Raw genomic sequence first — 20065 nt, 5'->3', positions numbered from 1 at the left:
CGGGGCTTAGAGCCAGCCTGGAACCACCATGATCAGCCAGGCCACCAGCGGTCCGACGACAACAACGATTCCGCTGTAGCTGAGGATCTGCTTGTAGAAACGGTCCTTGTCCATGCCCTCGGGGGCATTCGCGAGGACCAGCGCACCGTTTGTGGAGAACGGTGAAACGTCAACGATCGTGGATGAAACGGCCAGTGCACAGATGAGTCCAACGGCGCCGATCTCTCCGGAAGCGAGGAAGGGAACGGCCAGCGGAATCAGGGCCGCGAGGATGGCGGTGGAGGAAGCGAAGGCAGAGACAACGGCGCCGATGTAGCAGATGAGCAGCGCAGCCAGCAGGGGCATACCAAGTCCGACGACGCCGTCGGACACGTACTCAACGGTGCCTGCTTCCTGGAGCACACCGACAAAGGTGAGCATGCCGCAGATCAGCAGGACCGTGGTCCAGCTGATCTTGTTGATGGCGCCCTTTTGCGCCTGCGGGGAAACCAACGCCAGGATCACGGCGATGGTGATGGAGACAAAGCCAACATCAACCTTGAATCCGAGGGCGATGACGGCAAGGGCGACCAAACCGGCGATCGTCACAATCTGCGGAAACAGTTCGGTGCGGGATTTAGTGGCGGTAAGACCGTCTCCGGCAGGGTCGCGCGGACCATAGATGTCGGAGCCGAATCCCTTGAAGGCGACGTCGGCGCGGCCTGCGGTGCTGAGGTTCATCCGTGCCTGGGCAACTTCCTCCACGAAGCCGCCCACCTTGCCGCTGCGAAGTTTGCTGCCGCCCAGGACAAAGAACAGAATCAGGGCAATAAAGGTATTGAAGAGCAGGCTGGCTAGGAATACGGCCAGGGGGCTGGATTCCAGATCGGTTTCACCGATGATGCCGTTGACCGTGACTCCGTAGACGGCAATTGGCGAGAATCCGCCTGCCTGCGCACCGTGGATCACCATCATGCCCATCATCAGCGGATTGATCTTGTGTTTGGCCGCAAAACCCAGGGCAATCGGGGCCACGATGGCGACGGCGGCGGGAGAGAGTGCGCCGACGGCGGTGATGATGGCGGTGATGGCAAACATGATCCAGGGAATGAGCGCCACCCGGTTCCCGACAAGCTTCACAGCGCCCCGGACCAGTAGGTCAATGGTTCCGTTGTTTTGAGCTATCGCGAAGAGGTATGTCACGCCGACGATGGTCAGGAAGAGCGCGCCGGGAAAACTGGCGAGAATCTCGTCGGTGCTCATATCGAGGAAGACAAAGCCCAGAAGGAAGGCGCCAACGAAGGCAAGCGCCCCCATGTTCAGCGGCAGCACTGTTGCCAAAAGGAACATGGCCACCAGTATCAGGATGGAAAGGAGTGGAGCGGACATCTATGTTCCCTTGGTCGAAGGAGCCGGCACTGCCCCCGGGCTGCCGGCCCAACCTGAAAAGTGATGCAGGCCACACCACTGGACTAGCCTCTTAGACACTGGGTCTCTTTGTCAATCCCCGCTATAGTTCGTCTCAGCCGTGGGGATGCCCGGTGGACGTAGAAAGAGGACGCCATGTCAGGCAGCGGTGATGGCAACGGATTTGTTCGTGTTTCCAAGCCCCGTTTGTATGAGCGGCTGGTGGAACAGCTTCTGGGGTATATCGCGTCAGCCGGCCTGGGGCCGGGGGACTTGCTGCCGGCGGAGCGGGATCTGGCGGAGCGCATGGGGGTTTCCCGGGCCACGCTGGCACAGTCGCTGGTCGCACTTGAAGTCCTGGGAGTGATTGACGTGCAGCACGGAACCGGGGCGGTGCTGATGTATCGGCCGAGCGTTGCGTCGGTGCTGCGCGAACTGCGCGAGCACCGCGACCGGATGCCGGAAATCGTCGAAGCCCGCAGCACCTTGGAAGTAAAGCTGGCCGAACTTGCGGCGGAGCGCCGCACAACTGAGGACCTGGAGGCCATCGACCTGGCGCTGGAATCCATGGCTGCGGAGATTGCCGATGGCAGCCGGGGAACTGCCGGAGATGAGCAGTTTCACCAAGCCGTGGCCGCTGCTGCCCATTCCTCCATCCTGGCGTCCATGATGACGTTCATTTCGGAGTTGGTCCGGGAGACCCGGCTGGCATCCCTCGGGCAGCCGGGACGCCCGGAGCAGTCCTTGCAGTCCCACCGAGCCATTGCTGACGCCATCCAAGCGTCTGATCCAGCGGCGGCGGCGCGTGCCATGCAGGCACACATTGATCTGGTGTCCAAGACCGGGATCTGAGGACGTCCCGTTATCCGAACTCGACGGTGATCTGCGGCTCGCAGAACCTGAGCAGGTAAGCAGACACCTGGCGTAAGTAGTCGTCTGGAAAAGACGGGTATCTGGTAGGGCTGAATAGTCCTGTTATCGGTCTGTTTGGGGCTGTTTTCGGGACGGAAATGTCAGTGGCAGGTGAAAGCCTGAAGACATGGATCAGAACGGATCTTTTCGACGCGGCACCGGTGAAGCATCCGGTGCCGGGCAGGCTGCTGGGCTGGCCGATGGCACCAAACGGCATGCTGTGTCCAGCCGGTCGGTCTTTGATGCCGCACCTGATGTCGTTCAATCCGGTACCGCGAATCCTGGAACTATTCAGAGCCTTGAAGGTTTGAGCGGTTCGTTGGTCCTGCAGGGTGCGGAGGCCCTGACCCAGGACGAGTCCTCAGTGGTGTTGTCCCGGTTGGATGCGTTGGTGCGGTGGGCGCAGGCCCAGCAGGCCAAGGTGCTGCACCGGATGGAAACCCTCTTCCGTGACGAGCTCCTCGAAGATGTTGGCCGGGAGGATCCGGCCCTGACCTTCAGCCTGGCCGCGGAGGAAGCCGCAGCCATCCTGCACCTGCCCACGAACACCGCGAAGATGCTGATGAGTGAGGCGGGACGGTTATGCACCACCCACACCGCAACCCTGGCCCGGCTGGAGGACGGGAGCCTGGGTTACGGGCATGTGCAGACGGTGCTGGACCAATCCCAAAACGTCCCAGAACCCGAACTGGCCGCCTTCGAGGCTTCCCTGCTGGAGGCCGCTGCTGCGGGGCAGACATCGTCCCAGTTCCGGGTGAAGGCCAGAAGGCTGCGCGAGGGCCGGTATCCGGAGACCGTCCCGGTCCGACACCAGAGTGCTTTTGAACGCCGGCGGGTGTGTTTGGTGCCGGAGGAGGACGGCATGTCGTGGCTGTCGGCGTTATTGCCGGCAGCGCGGGCGCAGCTGGTTTATACGCAGCTGACCACGGCGGCGCGCGGTGAGCAGGGGGCGGGGGATCCGCGGGGAGTGGATCAGTTGCGGGCGGACATCCTGGCTGACCTGCTCGACGGTGATCCTGACGCCAGCGATACCGGTGGATTAGATAGCGGTGGCCGAGACAGCGGTGACTCCCACAGCGTGGAGGCCGGTGGCCGGGACTGCAGCAACCGCGAAGACCGGGGCGACCGGGACCGCAGGGACAGAGCCAGGGACAGGGGCAGCGGCACCACGGATAACCAGGCCCGGGCACGTGCCCGGGCCCGCACCGAGATCCTGGTCCTCATCACCGCCGAGACCCTGTTCGGTGCCGACGAACAGCCTGCCGAACTGCACGGATACGGGCCGATCAGCCCCGAAACTGCCCGCCGGCTGGCCCGGCAGGCAGCGCACTGGACCCCGGTGGAACGAAACCCGGACACTGACGAGATCCTGCGGGTCGGGCGGCGCCGGAAAGTCCCGGCCGGGCTGCAGCGCTGGCTGCGGGCCCGGGACGGGACCTGCCGGTTCCCGGGATGCCGGACCAACGCCGTGATCGCCGAAATCGATCACACCAAACCCTGGTCCCACGGCGGGACCACCGATCACGACAACCTGGAGCATCTGTGCAGACGGCATCACATGTTCAAGTCCCGGGGCTTCTGGAAAGCACAACAACACAGTCCCGGAATTATTGAGTGGACGTCACCGGGCGGTCGAACCTACCGCACGGATCCGCACCTCACCCTGGCCGCAGGACTTAGCGCAGGACTTAGCGCAGGACTCAGTACGGGTAGCACGGGAGCAAGAGGGGAAGCCACGAAGCCCGCTCCGCCCGGGCAGCATTCTGCCGGGTCGGCTGCGGACACCCTGCCGGTCGACTACGGCGACGATCCGCCACCCTTCTAAAGCGACGCACCCAACCAATCGGATCCACCCGTTGATGGCCTGTGGTTTACAGGCAAAAGAAAAGAACCGCCGCGGTTGCGACGGTTCTTTTCCTGCCCCAGGTCAGGAGGACACCTGATCAGGACAACATCTGATCAGGACAACACCTGATCAGGACAACACCAGTGCTAGGCGTCGCCGCCGGCGTTGCCGGAGGTGCCAGCGTTCACGTTGAGCAGGTCGTACTTCTTGATCGCTTCAGCAGGCGCACTGGCGTCCACCTCGCCACGGCGGGCGAGCATTTCCAGGGTCCGAACGACCATGGAGTGCGAATCGATCTTGAAATACCGCCGTGCCGCAGCGCGGGTGTCGGCAAAGCCGAAATCATCAGCGCCAAGGGTTGCAAACTCGTTGGGCACAAACTGGCGGATCTGGTCCGGGACAGCCTTCATGTAATCCGTGGAAGCAACAATCGGACCGGTAGCGCCAGCAAGCTGCTGGGTCACGAACGGCACGCGAGGTTCGGCGTCGGGATTCAGGAATGCTTCTTCCTCGGCGGCCAAGCCGTCGCGGCGCAGTTCATTCCATGAGGTCACGGACCAAACATCGGCAGATACGCCCCAATCCTCAGCGAGGATCTTCTGAGCTTCAAGAGCCCACGGTACGGCAACGCCGGATGCGAGCAGCTGAGCGCGGGGACCGTCAACCTTTGCCGGAGCAAGAAGGTAGATGCCCTTGACGATGCCTTCCACGTCCAGGTCCTCCGGAGCCTTGGGCTGCTGGATCGGCTCGTTGTAGACCATGAGGTTGTAGATGACGTTCGGATCCTCAGAATCCGGGCCGTACATCTGCTCGAGGCCGTGGCGGACAATGTGCCCAATCTCGTACCCATATGCCGGGTCGTAGGTCTTCACCGCGGGGTTGGTGGAGGCCAGGATCGGAGAGTGTCCGTCAGCATGCTGCAGGCCTTCACCGGTCAGGGTGGTGCGGCCGGCAGTCGCGGAAATCATGAAACCGCGGGCCATCTGGTCGGTGGCCGCCCAGATGTAGTCGCCCGTGCGCTGGAACCCAAACATCGAGTAGAACACGTACACCGGAATCAGCGGTTCGCCGTGAGTGGCGTAGGACGTTCCGGCGGCGGTGAACGCAGCAATGGAACCGGCCTCGTTGATGCCCACATGCACGATCTGGCCCTGCGGGGACTCCTTGTAGGCCAGGACGAGATCCCGGTCTACAGAAAGGTAATTCTGACCCTTGGGGTTGTAGATCTTTGCGGTGGGGAAGAACGAGTCCATGCCGAAGGTACGGGCCTCATCCGGAATGATCGGCACAATCCGCTTGCCGAACTCCTTATCCCGCATCAGGTCCTTGAGCAGCCGCACGAACGCCATGGTGGTGGCGGCCAGCTGCTTGCCGGAGCCGCGGTTGGCCACTTCGTAGGCCTTCTCGTCCGGCAGGTGCAGCGGCTCGTGCTTAACCCGACGCTCGGGAACATTGCCGCCCAGCTCGCGCCGGCGTTCCAGCATGTACTTGATCTCCGGAGCGTCAGGTCCCGGGTTGTAGTACGGCGGCTGGTAGGGATCGGCTTCGAGCTGCTCGTCGCTGATCGGGATGCGAAGGTGATCCCGGAAGGCCTTCAGGTCATCCAGGGTCAGCTTCTTCATCTGGTGGGTCGCATTGCGGCCCTCGAAGTGCGTGCCCAAGCCGTAGCCCTTGACCGTGTGGGCCAGGATGACTGTCGGCTTGCCCTTGAATTCCATGGCGGCCTTGTAGGCGGCGTAGACCTTACGGTAATCGTGGCCGCCGCGCTTAAGCTGCCAGATTTCCTCGTCGGTGAGATTAGCAACCAGTTCCTTGGTTGCCGGGCTCTTGCCGAAGAAGTGGTCGCGGACAAACCCGCCGTTCTCAGCCTTGTATGTCTGGTAGTCGCCGTCGGGGGTGGAGTTCATGATGTCCACCAGCGTGCCGTCTTTGTCCTTCTCGAGCAGCGAGTCCCACTCGCGGCCCCAGACAACCTTGATGACGTTCCAGCCGGCGCCGCGGAAGAAGGCCTCAAGTTCCTGCATGATCTTGCCGTTGCCGCGGACCGGACCGTCCAGGCGCTGCAGGTTGCAGTTGACCACGAACGTCAGGTTGTCCAGCTTGTCATTGGCGGCAAGCTGCAGCAGTCCGCGCGATTCCGGCTCGTCCATTTCGCCGTCGCCAAGGAAGGCCCAGACGTGCTGGTCAGAGGTGTCCTTGAGGCCGCGGTTCTGCAGGTAGCGGTTGGACTGCGCCTGGTAAATGGCGTTCATCGGACCGATACCCATGGACACGGTGGGGAATTCCCAGAAATCAGGCATGGAGCGCGGGTGCGGATATGAGGACAGGGCGTGTCCCTCACGGGACTTCTCCTGGCGGAAACCGTCCATGTCTTCTTCGGACAGCCGGCCTTCAAGGAACGCGCGGGCGTACATGCCGGGGGAGGCGTGACCCTGGAAATAAATCTGGTCTCCACCGCCCGGATGGTCCTTGCCCCGGAAGAAGTGGTTCATACCCACTTCGTAAAGGGTGGCCGCTCCGGCGTAGGTGGAAATATGTCCGCCGACGCCGATGCCCGGGCGCTGGGCACGGTGCACCATGATGGCGGCATTCCAGCGCAGCCAGGCGCGGTAGCGGCGTTCGATTTCCTCGTCGCCCGGGAACTCTGGTTCCTGGTCGACGGGAATGGTGTTGACGTAGTCGGTGGTGGTTACCATCGGCACGCCTACGCTCTGGGAACCAGCGCGCTGGAGCAGTGAACGCATGATGTACTGGGCGCGTTCGGTGCCCTGCGAACGGATTAGTTCGTCAAGCGATTCAATCCATTCCGCGGTTTCCTCGGGGTCACGGTCCGGAAGCTGGTTGGTTAACCCGCTCAGGATGTCCGTTGTGTCTTCTGCGGCCACGGCAAACCTCTCTCGGGTGCAGATTGTGTCTGCACCAATTACGACTGTGGGGATCCGGTTTCAATCCGGACGATCACGGCGGCTATGCGGATGCTGGTTGCCTCCGGAGCCTCTTCCGTCCACTCTAGTCCCGGAGAGCGCGTCTTGCGTAGCCTGTTCGCTTCCGGCGGCGGGCGGGTCAACCAACGCCCGTGCACGCGGTCCCGCTGTCCCACCTGCGGGTACATGTGACAACCCTCCGGTGCATGCCACGGAACCTTGAAGGTTCTGCCCAAAAGGTGTTGGCTTGTGTCCAAGACACCGCATCTCGTCCAAATATGTGATTCCCTTGTATTTATGCAGTCAACCAGGAGGAGTGAAGTGAGCGAGGCCGAAGCCGTCACGGAAAACAGCGTGGCGGGAAGATTGGGTTTCAAAGACCAAGACCTGATTCAGGAATTCGGCTACGACGAGGACGTCGATTTCGACCTCCGCGACGGACTCGAGGACTTGGTCGGGAGTGAGCTCCTCACCGAAGAGGACCATGAAGTCGTAGACGGAGTTATCCTCTGGTGGCGTGCCGACGACGGAGACCTCGTGGATGCGCTGGTGGACTCCATTACAACGCTCGACGAAGGCGGAGTTGTCTGGGTGCTGACGCCCAAGTCCGGTCGGGACGGGTACGTTCCTCCCGCAGACATCGAAGAGGCGGCACCAACGGCCGGCCTGCACGTCACCACATCGCCGGCAGTAAGCGATGACTGGGCTGCCACCCGCCTGGTTGCCCGACGCAAGAAGTAGCCGCCTTGGAGCTGACACCGTCACCGGCAGCTGACGGGCGGTATCCGGCTCCGGACTTTGAGCTCCCCAACCAGTTTGGGGAGCCTGTCCGTTTGTCTGCGCTTCAAGGTCAGCCGGTCCTTGTTGTTTTCTTCCCCTTCGCGTTTTCAGGCGTGTGTTCCGGGGAACTTGATGAGCTTGAGACGGTCCGGGAGGAATTCGGCCGCGACGGGGTCCGCATGCTGGCGGTCTCCTGCGACTCGAAATATGCCCTGCGTGCCTATTCTCAGGCCCGCGGTTATTCCTTTGACCTGCTGGCGGATTTTTGGCCCCACGGCCGCGTGGCCAGCGCCTACGAGGCGTTCGACGTCGAACTGGGCCGTCCGCTGCGGGCCTCCTTTCTCATCGATGAACAGGGCCTGGTGCGAAGCGTAGTGCGCTCCGGCGCCGGAACACCCCGCCCGCTGCAGGCGTACCGCGATGCAGTTCGGGAGCTGACTTCTCCGTGACCAACACACCTGCCGGCAGCGGCCGTTCCGGCGGCTCAAGGCCGGGGCTGGGACTTACCGGTTTTGTCCGCTCCGACCCCGCACCGTCCGCTCCGCCGCCCACCGCGGATGAAGAGCGTCAGCTTCGCCGTGCCGTTGAGTTGCTGGCCGGTCGCCGGCTGGCCATCCTCACCGGGGCGGGAATGAGCACCGATTCCGGCATCCCCGACTACCGGGGGCCGGAGGCGCCGCCGCGCAACCCGATGACCTATCAGGAATTCGTCGGGGACCCGGACCTGCGCCGCCGTTACTGGGCACGAAACCATGTGGGGTGGCACCATCTGCGCCAGGCGGCGCCCAATGCCGGCCACGCCGCCGTCGCCCGTTTGGAACGCAGGGGACTCACCACCGGACTGATCACCCAAAACGTGGACCGGCTCCACACGGACGCGGGCAGTGCGCTGGCCGTGGACCTGCACGGGCGCTTTGACCGCGTTATCTGCCTGGAGTGCGGAACCAGATACTCCCGTCAGACCATCTCCCGGCTGCTGGAAGAACTGAACCCGGGTTTTCTCGAGCGCACCCGGCTGGACGGTGACATTGCCCCCGACGCCGATGCGGATGTCGCGGACACCGAAGATTTTGTCGTGGCTGACTGTCCCGTTTGCGGCGGAATGCTGAAACCGGATTTCGTCTATTTTGGTGAAAACGTGCCCCGGGACCGTGTAGCCGCAGCCTTTGCCATGCTCAATGCTGCCGACGCCCTCCTGGTTGCCGGATCGTCCCTGACCGTGATGAGCGGCCTGCGGTTCGTCAAACACGCGCATAAGACGGGAAAATCGGTGGTTATCATCAACCGCGGCCCCACCCGCGGGGATGACTTGGCGGACCTAAAGATAGACGCGGGCGTGTCGACGGCACTTGAATATCTTGCCGCTGAACTGCCGGATTTGTCCCGGGACGCGGGCGGCTCAAATCAGGGTCCGTGACGGCGAATCACCAGGCGTAATGCGCTGATTAGGCATTATCCGCAAACGTCCGGTAGAGTAATTCCTCGTGATGCGGCGCTGATCAGGAAAACCTGAGAGGCATAACGGTCACAAAGGGTCTTTAGCTCAGCTGGTAGAGCGCCACGTTTACACCGTGGATGTCATCGGTTCGATCCCGGTAGGACCCACAGAAGAAGCAAACCATGAACCCGCCGTCCGGAAGGACGGCGGGTTTTGCTTTGCGTGAACGGCGTTCTGCGCAGCCAACATCCGAGCCTGGCCATTGTTCCACCTGGTATCGCGCCAGGCCCGCCCTGCGGCGGCGCCAGACCGGGCGGCACGCACGGTCCCTGCGCACAGACTCTCAGCTTTTGAACAGTCTCCGTTGCTATTTCTGGGATGGACGGACAGAGTGTGCACCCAGGAAGAGGAGGTACCCGCATGCGTATGACGTTCCGGCGTACGGTGGCGACCGTTGCGGCGCTGCTGCTCCCGCTCACCGCTGCCGGCTGCGGCATGGTGACCACGGAAAGTGCCGCAACAGGTGCTGCGCAGGAATCGTCCTCCGCCCCGCTTCCGGTGGATGAAGCAGACCTGCTTACCGACGCGCTGGATGCCTGGGCGGATGAGGTCAACGCCTACACGGACCCGGAGGGCAACTCATCAGGCACGGAGTTCTCCGCAGCTGTTTATGAAGCCACTTCCGGCCGCGCCTGGCACTACAACCCCGGCGGCAGCTATCTGGAAGCAAGCCTCGTCAAGGTGCCGATCCTGCTGACCCTGCTGCGCGAAGCGACGCAGGAGGAACGGGACCTGACGCTGGAAGAGGAATACCAGGCCGTGATGATGATCGAGTACAGCGACAATGATGCCACCACGGCGCTGTACGAAGCCGTTGGGGGAGCGCCGGAACTGGCCCGGACCTACGGCATGCTCGGTGTCACGGAAACTAACGCCTCCGAGGTATGGGGTGCCAATGAGACCGGAGTCGAGGACCAACTCAAGATTGCACGCGCGCTTCTCGAGGGAGTGGACTGGATCGACCCCGGCCTGCAGGAGTTCGCCGTGGAGCTCATGGAAAATGTGGAATCAGGCCAAAGCTGGGGAATCAGCGCCGGAGCCTCAGACCTTGGCGCCGAAATTGCCCTGAAGAATGGCTGGCTGCAGGACGACGCCTTGTCTTGGAACGTCGGCAGCATGGGTTTTGTCCGTGCCGGCGGTGCAGAATACGCAGTGGTGGTCCTCACCTCCGGAACCAGCACGATGGAAGACGGAGTGTCCGTGGTGGAGCGCGTGGCCCGCATCATCAACTCTTTCGAAACCACGGGAACGCCCGACTCCGCCGACACGGAGAGTCCCATGTGGCGGGCGGACGGCTCGGAAGCATAGGCTGGGAGATAAAGACGGCGGGCGAGCGCCAATCGCCGTGCCCCCTTGCTGGGCACCCGAAGAATCGTGGAGAAAACTTGAGCGCACAAATTGGTGTCACCGGCCTGGCCGTCATGGGTGCAAACCTGGCGCGGAACCTCGCCCGGAACGGCTACACCGTAGCCCTGCACAACCGGTCGATCGAGAAAACGGACGCCCTGCTGTCTGCCCACGGCGATGAAGGCGACTTCATCCGAACCGAGTCCCTTCAGGAACTCGTCGATTCCCTGGAGAAGCCCCGCCGCGTCCTGATCATGGTGAAGGCCGGTGCTCCGGTGGACTCCGTGATCGACCAGCTGGTGCCGCTGCTGGAAGCCGGCGACATTGTGATTGACGCGGGCAACTCACACTACGAGGACACCCGGCGCCGCGAGGCCGCCCTGGCGGAGAAGGATCTTCACTTTGTGGGTGTCGGCGTCTCCGGCGGTGAAGAGGGCGCGCTGCTCGGCCCGTCCATCATGCCCGGCGGTTCGCGCGAGTCCTACGACTCTCTGGGCCCCATGCTCGAGAAAATCGCGGCGAAGTACGACGGCGAGCCCTGCTGCAGCTGGATCGGCACCGACGGTGCGGGTCACTTCGTAAAGATGGTGCACAACGGCATCGAGTACGCAGACATGCAGGTCATCGGTGAGGCCTACGACCTGCTGCGCTCTGCCGGGGGTATTGAACCGGCTGAACAGGCCGAAATCTTCACGGAATGGAACACCGGTCAGCTCAGTTCCTTCCTGATTGAAATCACGGCCGAAGTCCTGGCCCACATGGATGCAAAGACCGGCAAGCCGTTTGTCGACGTCGTCGTGGATTCCGCCGGGCAGAAGGGCACCGGACGCTGGACGGTGGTGTCCGGCCTGGACCTGGGCTCGCCTGTTTCCGCTATTGCCGAGTCCGTTTTCGCCCGGGCCCTGTCCTCCCAGCGGGGCCAGCGCGCAGAAGCACAGGAGATCCTTGCCGGCGGCGAAGCGACCGTCGAGCTGCCCGAAACCTTCGTTGATGATGTCCGCCAGGCGCTCTACGCCTCCAAGCTCGTCAGCTACGCCCAGGGCATCGACATGCTCAACAGCGCCGCCAAGGAATACGGCTGGGACCTGAAGCTGGACCAGATCGCCTCGCTGTGGCGCGCCGGCTGCATCATCCGGGCGGAACTGCTTGATGACATCATGAAGGCCTATGAGGGAGACAATGCTCCGGCCAACCTGCTGCTGGCTCCGGCCTTCGCGGAGTCCATTGCCGCGGCTCTGCCGGCTTGGCGCCGCGTAGTGTCCGTTGCCGTCCAGCTGGGCATTCCCGTGCCCGTCTTCAGCTCTTCCCTGGCCTACTACGACGGACTGCGCCGCAAGCGCCTGCCTGCCGCACTCACCCAGGGCCTGCGCGACCTCTTCGGGGCGCATACCTACAACCGGGTCGATTCCGAGGGTACATTCCACACAATGTGGAGCGGGGACCACTCCGAGGTGGAAGCAGTGGACACCCACTAGCCAACCGCTGAGTACGCAAAAGGCCGCCGGCACCCAATGGGTGCCGGCGGCCTTTGTCTATTGTCTGCGAGTTTGCCGCAGTTACGACTTGTCTCAGATATAAATCGCCGGATCGATATATTCGGCCGGATCCACAGCTGCCTGCGTTTCCTTGACCTGACGGTGCCGCCATCGGGCCGGAATGCCGGTGATAATGGAATCGGCCGGCGCATCCTTAACCACCACGGCATTGGCGCCCACGGCGCTGTTCTTGCCAATGGTCACCGGACCCAGGATTTTGGCGCCAGCCCCCACCGTGACGCCGTCGCAGATGGTGGGGTGGCGCTTGATCCGGGCCAGGGACCGCCCGCCCAAGGTGACCCCGTGGTAAAGCATGACGTCGTCACCGATCTCCGCAGTCTCGCCAATGACCACGCCCATGCCGTGGTCAATGAAGAACCTGCGCCCAATCGTTGCCCCGGGATGGATTTCGATCCCGGTGGCAAAGCGGGTCAGCTGCGAGAGCACCCGGGCAGGAAAGCGCAGTCCGGGCCGCGCCCACATCCGATGGGTCAGCCGGTGCATCCAGATGGCATGCAGGCCGGAGTAGACCACGAGGTTCTCCATGGAACCGCGCGCGGCCGGGTCATGGGACGCAGCGGCGTCGAGGTCTTCACGCAGGCGTGCTAGGAAGCTCACAGGTGACTTTCTGATCGTGCGGAACTGTAGGCGGAGCGGGGATCAGCCCCGGATATCGTCGTAGAGCACCGTGGAGATGTAGCGCTCACCGAAGTCGCAGACGACGGCGACAATCAGCTTACCGGCGTTTTCCGGCCGCTTGGCCAGCTCAAGGGCCGCCCAGACGATTGCACCGGACGAGATTCCGCCGAGAATACCTTCCTTGGCACCCAAAGCACGCGCTGTGGCAACCGAGTCTTCAACGGAAGCGTCAATGACCTCGTCGTAGATGTCGGTATCCAGCACTTCGGGGACAAAGTTGGCGCCCAGGCCCTGGATCTTGTGCGGTCCGGGGGAGCCGCCGTTGAGGATGGCCGAGTCCTTCGGCTCGACGGCGACAATCTGGACACCGGGCTTGCGCTTCTTCAGGACCTGCCCGACGCCGGTGATGGTACCGCCGGTGCCGACACCGGCCACGAAGATGTCAACCTTGCCGTCGGTGTCTTCCCAGATCTCCTCGGCCGTGGTCTGGCGGTGGACTTCGGGGTTGGCGGCGTTGGCAAACTGCTGGGCCCAGATGGCGTTCTCGGTGGTGGCCACGATCTCCTTGGCCTTATCCACGGCGCCGCGCATTCCCTCGGAGCCGGGCGTCAGGACAATCTCGGCACCGTACGCACGAAGCATGACGCGACGCTCGGTGGACATGGTCTCGGGCATGGTCAGGATGACCTTGTAGCCGCGGGCGGCGCCCACCATGGCCAGGGCGATGCCGGTGTTGCCGGAAGTGCCTTCGACGATCGTTCCGCCGGGCTTGAGGGCGCCGGCCTTCTCGGCGGCGTCCACAATGGCCACACCAATCCGGTCCTTCACGCTGTTGGCCGGGTTGTAGAACTCGAGCTTGACCGCCACCTCGGCGTCAAGGCCCTCGGTCAGGCGGTTGAGCCGGACCAGCGGGGTACCGCCTACCAGCTGGGTGACGTCGTCGTAAATCCGTGCCATGGTTTGTCCTCTATCCGTTGGAATGAAAGTGAGTCAGGGGCGGCTGGAGGTTGCTGCTCCCGGGAATGTCCGCACCGGGGCCCGTCCCAGCCTACCCCTCAGCATGAGGGTGGGTCAGTTGTCAAGCCATTCGGCGTAATATTTCCGCGCCTTGGCCAGCTTGGGATTGATGATGACCTGGCAGTAGCCCTGTTCGGGGTGTTTGGCGTAGAAATCCTGATGGTAATCCTCCGCCACGTGGAAGCGGGGCAGCGGGACGATCTCCGTCACGATCGGATTGTCCCAGTGCTCCTGTGCCCGGTCGCGTGCCTTCTCGAACTCCTCGCGCTCAGCCTCGCTGGTGTAGAACATCGAGGACCGGTACTGGGTGCCGACGTCGTACCCCTGCCGGTTCAGCGTGGTGGGGTCATGTGAAATGAAAAACATGTCAAGGATCACTTCACCGTCAATGATTTCCTCGTCAAAGGTCACCGCCACCACTTCCGCGTGTCCGGTGGTGCCGGAGCAGACGCTGTCGTAGTCCGGATGGGCGGTGTGCCCGCCGGTGTAGCCGGAAACGACGTCGGTGACACCGCGGGTCTTCTGGTAAAGGGCGTCGAGGCACCAAAAGCAGCCTCCGCCAAGTACATAGGTCTTCATACCCTGTATCAATGCACGCGTGCCCGCAATGATTCCCGATCTTCCATTCCAATACCCGGTGCGGGGCGAATCATGCCCTGCTGCGGCGCGGCCGAATTGAGCGCGGGAAACCTAGCAGGTAGAACTGAAACCATGGATACAGACAAGCCCGCCGAAGGCGCCGAGCCGGCGGCACCGGGACCGGACCCGGAAACCCCCGTCGCCGCAGCAGAAACGGACGGCTCCGCGCCCACACTCGGCGACGTCCTCCTGGCCGCCGAAGAACTGTGGCCGGAATCCCTGGCTGAAGGCTGGGACGCCGTCGGTCTGGTGGCCGGCCGGCCGTTCCGCACGGTCAAGCGGATTCTCTTCGCCGTGGACCCCACCTCTGAGGTCATTGATGAAGCCCTGGAATGGGGCGCGGACCTGCTGGTGACGCACCACCCGCTGTTCCTGAAGCCGGTTCACTCCGTGGCGGGCACAGGATTCAAAGGTGACGTGGTGCACCGGCTGATTGAAGGCGGCTGTGCGCTGCTGACGATCCACACCAACGGCGACAGCGCCGTGGGCGGGGTCTCCGATGTGCTAGCAGACGCGTTTGGACTCGAAGGGGTGGAACCGCTGGTTCCCGCCGAGGACGGACTGCCCGAAGAGGGCATCGGACGGGTGGGGGAGTTGCCTGAGGCCACCACGCTGGCGGACTTCGCCAAGCTGGTTTTCAGCATCCTGCCCGCCGTCGCCGGCGGAGTTCGTGTTGCCGGCGATCCGCACGGGCTGGTCCGCCGGGTTGCCGTCTGCGGCGGTGCGGGTGACAGTCTTTTTGACGCCGTCCGCCGGCACCAGGCTGACGTTTACGTCACAGCCGACCTGCGCCACCATCCCGCGTCCGAAGCCCGTGAGGCTGCCGTTAACGGTCGCCCCTACCTGATGGATGTGTCCCATTTCGGCAGTGAATGGCTGTGGTTAACGCCTGCAGCCGCTGCCCTGGAAAACGTCCTGAACGATCAGGGCTTCAGCGCGGAGATCCGGATCAGCGGCACCAACACCGATCCGTGGGACTTTGTGCTGACACCCGGGCTGAACTGACCTGCCCCGTTGGCATAGGCTAGGGGGAAGAACCGGGTCAGGTTGGCCCGGTCATAGTTGGAGGTTTTTCGGTGGCAAAAGCATCGTCGGAGGAGCAGCTGCGGCTGCTCGATTTGCAGGCTCTGGACAGTACGGTCCGCAAACTCCGGAACCGGGCCCGCACCGTCAGCGACAACTCGGAGATTGCAGCCCTTGCCTCGCAGCGGGCCGCGGCGCAGAGCAGGCTGGTTGCCGCTTCCACCGAGGCCGCCGACATCACGCGTGAACTGACCCGTGCCGAAGCCGACGTCGCAGCCGTGGCATCCCGGGTAGAGCGCAACCAGAAGCACCTGGACAGCGGCGACGGCACTTCCAAGGAGCTCACCGCCCTGCAGAGCGAAATGGAGTCGCTGAAGCGCCGCCGTTCCGATCTGGAGGACGTGGAGCTTGAAGTCATGGAGCGCCTCGAGACGGCCAAGGCCGCCGAGGAGCAGTCCCGTGAAGCCGCCGCTGCCCTGGACGCTGAAATGGCGGCGCTGGAAGAAAAGCGCGACGCCGAACTGGCGGAAATCGAAACCGAGCGGCAGGCAGTGGTCGCCAGCCGTGAGGAACTGGCAGCCACCTTTGAGCCCGGCCTGCTGGCCGTTTACGAAAAGACGCTGGCCAAGCACGGCATTGGCGCCGCACGCCTGTTCCACGGCACCTCCGAGGGCTCCGGCATGCAGCTGAGCCCCGGAGACCTTGCCGATATCCGCAAGGCCGCAGAGGACGACATTGTCTTCTGCCCCGACTCCGGCGCCATCCTGGTGCGCTCCGATGAGTGGAGCATCTGACCGGTGACCCTGTTTGACCCGTCCGACGCCCCTGCTGAGCCTTCAGGGAACGCCGCGGCTTCTTCGAATGCGACCCGGCGCACGCTGATTGTGGAAGCCGACGGCGGCTCCCGCGGCAATCCCGGGCACGCCGGCTACGGCGCCTTGGTGCGCGATCCTGAGACCGGACGCATTCTGGCGGAAAAGGCACAGTACATCGGCAAGGCCTCGAACAACGTGGCGGAGTACTCCGGCCTGGTGGCGGCTCTCGAAATGGCCCACGACATTGACCCCGACTGCTGGATCCTGGCCAAGATGGACTCCAAGCTCGTTGTGGAGCAGATGAGCGGCCGCTGGAAGATCAAGCACGAGGACATGCAGAAGCTGGCAGCCAAGGCCCGGGGGATCGTCAACCCGCGCCGGGTGAAGTATCAGTGGATCCCGCGCGAACTGAACAAGGACGCCGACCGGCTCTCCAATGAGGCAATGGACGCCGGCATGGCAGGGGTTCCCTGGGTTCAAAAGGATGCAGCTGCAACTGCGCTCCAGGAACCGAAAGAGGTTTCCGAGCCGGTCGCCGAGTCCAAACCGACTGCCACCGGCAGGCTGCACCACACCGAGCTGTGGGTCCGGGACTTCGCCGCCGCTGAAGCCTCGCTGGGCTGGCTCCTGGAACGCCTGGGATACCTGCGCGCGGACAGCTGGAAAACCGGTGCCCGGTGGCAGGGAGCGGACAGCTACGTGGTTATCGAAGCAGGACCCGACGTGCTGGATACGGCGTACGAACGGCGGCGTCCGGGCCTGAACCATCTGGCCTTCCGCGCCGGATCCCGGGCGGATGTGGACCTGTTGGCCCGGCGCGCCGCAAGCCATGGCTGGACGCTGCTGTTCACCGACCGGCATCCCCATGCCGGCGGTCCGGACCACTATGCTGCCTACCTCGAAAACAGTGCGGGCTTCGAAGTGGAGCTGGTTGCCGAAGACTAGTTTGCGGCTTCCTGCCCGGGAAGGATGAGGTTGAGCTGGAAGGGCTTCCGGGCCGTGGCCGGCACCAGCTCTGCCTCCCACTTCTCTGCGGCAGCGGCGACCAGCTGTTCCGGCGTCTCAGGTGCGGCGCCGGTGCGGGTCAGCAAATGACGCGCGAGCTCTCCGCGGGTGTGCTTGGCGAAGTGCGAAACAACGGTGCGTTTGCCGTTCCGAATTTGGAAGACGTTCACGGCCGCTGCCCGAGCCGGTTCCGGCGCCCACGCAGCCGCGTAGGTGCTGGAACGGCAGTCCACCACCAGCTGTTCCGCCGCATACTCGTTCAGGACGGGCGTCAAATGGCGTTTCCAGAAGGAGGCGAGTTTGCCCGTTTCCGGAAGCTTCACCGCCATGGACAACCGATAAGCGGGAATCGGATCGCCGAATCCCAGCGCCCCCCACAATCCTGAGATGACGATGACGGAGCTATCCGCCGTGCGCTGCTGGGCGGGAGTCAGTGTTGAGTAGCCCAGGGCGTCGTAGAGCACTCCGCTGTAGATGCGGTGTGCCGGGGCGCAGGGCTGATCCTGCAGGACGGTGTTGCGCTGCACCTCTGCGGCCAGTGACGGGCCGACGCCCAGGACGGCGTGCGCGTCCGCCGCAGCACTGGCCTGCGCCACGGCTTCAAGGACCTGTTTGCGGGCGTCGTTAAGCCCGGGGAAATGCAGCTTGTCGGGGTCGAAAGCCGGACCTGAGACAGCGGCGGTTTTTCCTTCAGAGGGCGGGAGCAAAATCAACACCAATTAATCCTACGCGAGGTGTGTGAGCCTCCCGGCCGGGGCACTGAACCCGAACAACCCGCCGGAGACGGTAGCATTGAGGCTGGACGGGTTGGCCAGGCGATCGCGTTGGGTCCTTATTAAAGGAGCCACCGAGGAAAGTCCGGGCTCCGCAGAGCAGGGTGGTGGGTAACGCCCACTCGGGGAAACCCGCAGGCCAGTGCCACAGAAAAGAAACCGCCGTTGATGGTGATCCGCTTGGAACACTGTCTGTTCGGTAAGGGTGAAAAGGTGGTGTAAGAGACCACCAGCGTTCCGGGTGACCGGAGCGGCTAGGTAAACCCCACCCGGAGCAAGGCCATACAGGACGCGTTTGAGGGCTGCTCGCCCGATGCGTCCGGGTAGGCCGCTTGAGGGCGCCGGCAACGGCGTTCCCAGATGGATGATTGCCGCCTCCGGCCCGGTAACGGACCGGAGATACAAAACCCGGCTTATCGGCCAGCCCGTCCACTCAAACAGCCCCGGGGGCAACAGTGTCTCAAGATTTGGCGCTGTTTTTCCGCAGGATTTGCACAAGCGGTCCGCAAAGCAGGCGCACCGGCAACTGCGCGACTATTCTGTGGCAATGTCCAGAACTACGACAAAACGCCGCCCGCTGGTGCTCCGTAATGCGAACTTCCGCGCCCTATGGATTTCCTCGACCGCCGGCATCTTTGGCACTTCCGTTGCCGCTGTGGCGCTGCCCCTCATCGCCGCCGTCGAATTGGACGCCTCGGACTTCGCTGTTGCTGCCCTGTCCGGCGTGGGGTTCCTGCCGTGGCTGCTGTTTGGACTGCCAATTGGCGTTTTGGTGGACCGCTACCGCCGCAAACCAGTAGTCATGGCCGCGCTGGTAATACGGATAGCCGTCTTGATTAGCCTGCCGGTGGCGTTCTGGCTGGACCGGCTCACTGTCATCCAACTCTTCGTGGTGTCCTTCCTGTCCGGCTTGGCTGCCGTTTTCTCCATGCTGGCGGAGTCGGCCCTGGTTCCCCGGGCGGTCAAGCGTGAGGAACTGATCGAGGGCAACGGTCTCATGACCGGCTCCGCTGCTTCAGCGGACGCAGTGGGCCGGAGTCTGGGCGGCTGGCTGACCTCTGTCTGGGGGGCATCAAACTCGCTCCTGCTGCAGGTGGCCGCATCCACGGCATCGCTGCTTTCGGTGGCAACACTCAAGGTTCAGGAGGCGGCCACTCCGCAAAAAAGCGGGAGCAGGATCTTCCGCGACATGAAAGAGGGGCTGCAGTACAGCTTCAGCACAGCTCCGCTGCGCGCGATCCTGCTGGTCGGTGCGCTGTGGAATTTGGGCGGCGCAATCGTAGTCTCCCTCATGGTCATCCTTGTGGTGCGGACACTGGGCGAATCCGGAGCCATGCTCGGATTCCTGACCGCATCCACCGCGCTGGGCGGAACGCTGGGCGGGCTCACCGTAAAGCACGTCACGCAGCGCTGGGGCTCGGGAACTGTGTGGCGATTCTCCATGCTGCCCGCTGCAGCCGGCTATTCCAGCCTGCTTTTGATGACGCCGGACTGGGGAATGGTGCCGGGATTCGCCGGGCTCTTCCTGGCCGGATATGCCATCTCCATGAACGTTGTGGTGTCCACCAGCTTCCGCCAGCGGGTCTGCCCGCCCGGAATGCTGGGCCGGCTGGGATCTGCGTCCCGGATGGTGACCTGGGGAATGCTGGCCGTTGCCGGCGTCATCGGGGGCTTCCTCGTGGAAGTCCTGGCAATCCGCGGGGCCATCCTCACCGGACTGGCGATTGCGTTCCTGGCTCCGGCCGTTGCAGCGTTCGGTCCGCTGCGGGGGATTAGGGATCTCGAAGACTTGGAGCCCGAACCGGCTGACGAAACCCTGGAGGTCCACTGACCCGAACATGTCAGTGTGACAAACATCTCGCTCAACAAAGCGGTGCGGCAAGTGTGTCCTAATACACTTGGAGGGACGACCAACCGGCACAAAGC

18 protein-coding genes, 1 tRNA gene and 1 other RNA gene are annotated in these 20065 nt (G+C 63.4%); 14 read left to right on the top strand and 6 right to left on the bottom strand.

Annotation, left to right across the window (positions count from 1 at the left end; genetic code table 11):
* Positions 1-6: 6 nt before the first annotated feature.
* Positions 7-1368 carry an SLC13 family permease gene (locus CXQ89_RS11840; protein WP_104161332.1) on the bottom strand — a complete coding sequence of 454 codons (1362 nt, stop codon included), beginning with the start codon at positions 1366-1368 and terminating at the stop codon, positions 7-9.
* Between the two features lie 174 nt (positions 1369-1542).
* Between CXQ89_RS11840 and CXQ89_RS11835 the strand changes: the two genes are divergently transcribed.
* From CXQ89_RS11835 to CXQ89_RS11830, 3 genes are all read left to right on the top strand, one after another.
* Positions 1543-2238: a FadR/GntR family transcriptional regulator gene (locus CXQ89_RS11835; protein WP_104161331.1), complete on the top strand. Its 696-nt coding sequence runs from the start codon at positions 1543-1545 to the stop codon at positions 2236-2238.
* Between the two features lie 164 nt (positions 2239-2402).
* Entirely contained in the window at positions 2403-2609 is a 207-nt protein-coding gene (locus CXQ89_RS18360) for a hypothetical protein (protein WP_181032304.1), read from the top strand.
* Positions 2606-4123, top strand: coding sequence for an HNH endonuclease signature motif containing protein (locus tag CXQ89_RS11830; protein ID WP_181032303.1), 1518 nt, complete (start codon positions 2606-2608; stop codon positions 4121-4123). The genes CXQ89_RS18360 and CXQ89_RS11830 overlap by 4 nt, the downstream gene beginning before the upstream one ends.
* A gap of 167 nt (positions 4124-4290) precedes the next feature.
* Here the strand turns inward: CXQ89_RS11830 and aceE are convergent, their stop codons facing one another.
* Entirely contained in the window at positions 4291-7029 is a 2739-nt protein-coding gene (gene aceE / locus CXQ89_RS11825; protein WP_104053869.1) for a pyruvate dehydrogenase (acetyl-transferring), homodimeric type, read from the bottom strand.
* A gap of 360 nt (positions 7030-7389) precedes the next feature.
* Between aceE and CXQ89_RS11820 the strand changes: the two genes are divergently transcribed.
* The 6 genes from CXQ89_RS11820 (at position 7390) to gndA (ending at position 12168) form a co-directional block, all read left to right on the top strand.
* Complete coding sequence (locus tag CXQ89_RS11820; RefSeq protein WP_104161329.1) at positions 7390-7809, top strand: DUF3052 domain-containing protein; 420 nt, start codon at positions 7390-7392, stop codon at positions 7807-7809.
* A 5-nt stretch (positions 7810-7814) separates the two neighbouring features.
* The gene (locus CXQ89_RS11815) at positions 7815-8297 is read left to right on the top strand and encodes a redoxin domain-containing protein (RefSeq protein WP_258060062.1); all 483 of its coding nucleotides are present in this window, start codon (positions 7815-7817) and stop codon (positions 8295-8297) included.
* Positions 8294-9265 (top strand): NAD-dependent protein deacetylase, encoded by a 972-nt coding sequence (locus CXQ89_RS11810; protein ID WP_104161328.1) that lies wholly within the window; start codon positions 8294-8296, stop codon positions 9263-9265. The genes CXQ89_RS11815 and CXQ89_RS11810 overlap by 4 nt, the downstream gene beginning before the upstream one ends.
* A gap of 115 nt (positions 9266-9380) precedes the next feature.
* A tRNA-Val gene (locus CXQ89_RS11805) sits at positions 9381-9453 on the top strand.
* Positions 9454-9706: 253 nt separating this feature from the next.
* Entirely contained in the window at positions 9707-10654 is a 948-nt protein-coding gene (locus tag CXQ89_RS11800; RefSeq protein WP_181032302.1) for a serine hydrolase, read from the top strand.
* Between the two features lie 77 nt (positions 10655-10731).
* A complete protein-coding gene (gene gndA / locus CXQ89_RS11795; protein WP_104161327.1) occupies positions 10732-12168 on the top strand; it encodes an NADP-dependent phosphogluconate dehydrogenase in 1437 nt (478 codons plus the stop codon).
* 93 nt (positions 12169-12261) lie between these two features.
* On the opposite strand, the gene epsC is transcribed toward gndA, so the two are convergent.
* The 3 genes from epsC to msrA all read right to left on the bottom strand — a co-directional run bounded on the left by epsC (position 12262) and on the right by msrA (position 14463).
* Positions 12262-12846 (bottom strand): serine O-acetyltransferase EpsC, encoded by a 585-nt coding sequence (gene epsC, locus CXQ89_RS11790; RefSeq protein WP_104053875.1) that lies wholly within the window; start codon positions 12844-12846, stop codon positions 12262-12264.
* A gap of 42 nt (positions 12847-12888) precedes the next feature.
* Entirely contained in the window at positions 12889-13824 is a 936-nt protein-coding gene (gene cysK, locus CXQ89_RS11785) for a cysteine synthase A (RefSeq protein WP_104053876.1), read from the bottom strand.
* Between the two features lie 114 nt (positions 13825-13938).
* Positions 13939-14463 carry a peptide-methionine (S)-S-oxide reductase MsrA gene (gene msrA, locus CXQ89_RS11780; protein WP_104161326.1) on the bottom strand — a complete coding sequence of 175 codons (525 nt, stop codon included), beginning with the start codon at positions 14461-14463 and terminating at the stop codon, positions 13939-13941.
* A gap of 132 nt (positions 14464-14595) precedes the next feature.
* Here msrA and CXQ89_RS11775 point away from each other — a divergent pair, with 132 nt between their 5' ends.
* The 3 genes from CXQ89_RS11775 to CXQ89_RS11765 all read left to right on the top strand — a co-directional run bounded on the left by CXQ89_RS11775 (position 14596) and on the right by CXQ89_RS11765 (position 17306).
* Positions 14596-15528 (top strand): Nif3-like dinuclear metal center hexameric protein, encoded by a 933-nt coding sequence (locus CXQ89_RS11775; protein WP_104161325.1) that lies wholly within the window; start codon positions 14596-14598, stop codon positions 15526-15528.
* Positions 15529-15599: 71 nt separating this feature from the next.
* A complete protein-coding gene (locus CXQ89_RS11770) occupies positions 15600-16340 on the top strand; it encodes a zinc ribbon domain-containing protein (RefSeq protein WP_104161324.1) in 741 nt (246 codons plus the stop codon).
* A 3-nt stretch (positions 16341-16343) separates the two neighbouring features.
* Positions 16344-17306, top strand: a complete 963-nt coding sequence (locus CXQ89_RS11765; RefSeq protein WP_374952981.1) for a reverse transcriptase-like protein — start codon at positions 16344-16346, stop codon at positions 17304-17306.
* On the opposite strand, the gene CXQ89_RS11760 is transcribed toward CXQ89_RS11765, so the two are convergent.
* On the bottom strand, positions 17303-18082 hold the full coding sequence (locus CXQ89_RS11760) for a YaaA family protein (RefSeq protein ID WP_104053880.1): 780 nt from the start codon (positions 18080-18082) through the stop codon (positions 17303-17305). The genes CXQ89_RS11765 and CXQ89_RS11760 overlap by 4 nt on opposite strands.
* Before the next feature lie 87 nt (positions 18083-18169).
* Here CXQ89_RS11760 and rnpB point away from each other — a divergent pair.
* Positions 18170-18571: RNase P RNA component class A (gene rnpB / locus CXQ89_RS11755), an RNA gene on the top strand.
* Between the two features lie 115 nt (positions 18572-18686).
* The gene (locus tag CXQ89_RS11750) at positions 18687-19970 is read left to right on the top strand and encodes an MFS transporter (protein WP_146067240.1); all 1284 of its coding nucleotides are present in this window, start codon (positions 18687-18689) and stop codon (positions 19968-19970) included.
* The last annotated feature ends 95 nt before the right edge of the window (positions 19971-20065 follow it).

Source organism: Arthrobacter sp. ZGTC212 (genome assembly GCF_002929255.1).
Taxonomy (GTDB): domain Bacteria; phylum Actinomycetota; class Actinomycetes; order Actinomycetales; family Micrococcaceae; genus Arthrobacter_B; species Arthrobacter_B sunyaminii.
The sequence above is the reverse complement of the archived record's forward strand: the minus strand, read 5'-3'. Positions and strand labels throughout refer to the sequence as shown.

Bases quoted from the DNA above. Each gene is read 5' to 3' on its own strand.
- CXQ89_RS11835 (WP_104161331.1), top strand. From the start codon at position 1,543: ATGTCAGGCAGCGGTGATGGCAACGGATTTGTTCGTGTTTCCAAGCCC.
- CXQ89_RS11750 (WP_146067240.1), top strand. From the start codon at position 18,687: ATGTCCAGAACTACGACAAAACGCCGCCCGCTGGTGCTCCGTAATGCG.
- msrA (WP_104161326.1), bottom strand. From the start codon at position 14,463: ATGAAGACCTATGTACTTGGCGGAGGCTGCTTTTGGTGCCTCGACGCC.
- CXQ89_RS11775 (WP_104161325.1), top strand. From the start codon at position 14,596: ATGGATACAGACAAGCCCGCCGAAGGCGCCGAGCCGGCGGCACCGGGA.
- CXQ89_RS11840 (WP_104161332.1), bottom strand. From the start codon at position 1,368: ATGTCCGCTCCACTCCTTTCCATCCTGATACTGGTGGCCATGTTCCTT.
- CXQ89_RS11800 (WP_181032302.1), top strand. From the start codon at position 9,707: ATGCGTATGACGTTCCGGCGTACGGTGGCGACCGTTGCGGCGCTGCTG.
- cysK (WP_104053876.1), bottom strand. From the start codon at position 13,824: ATGGCACGGATTTACGACGACGTCACCCAGCTGGTAGGCGGTACCCCG.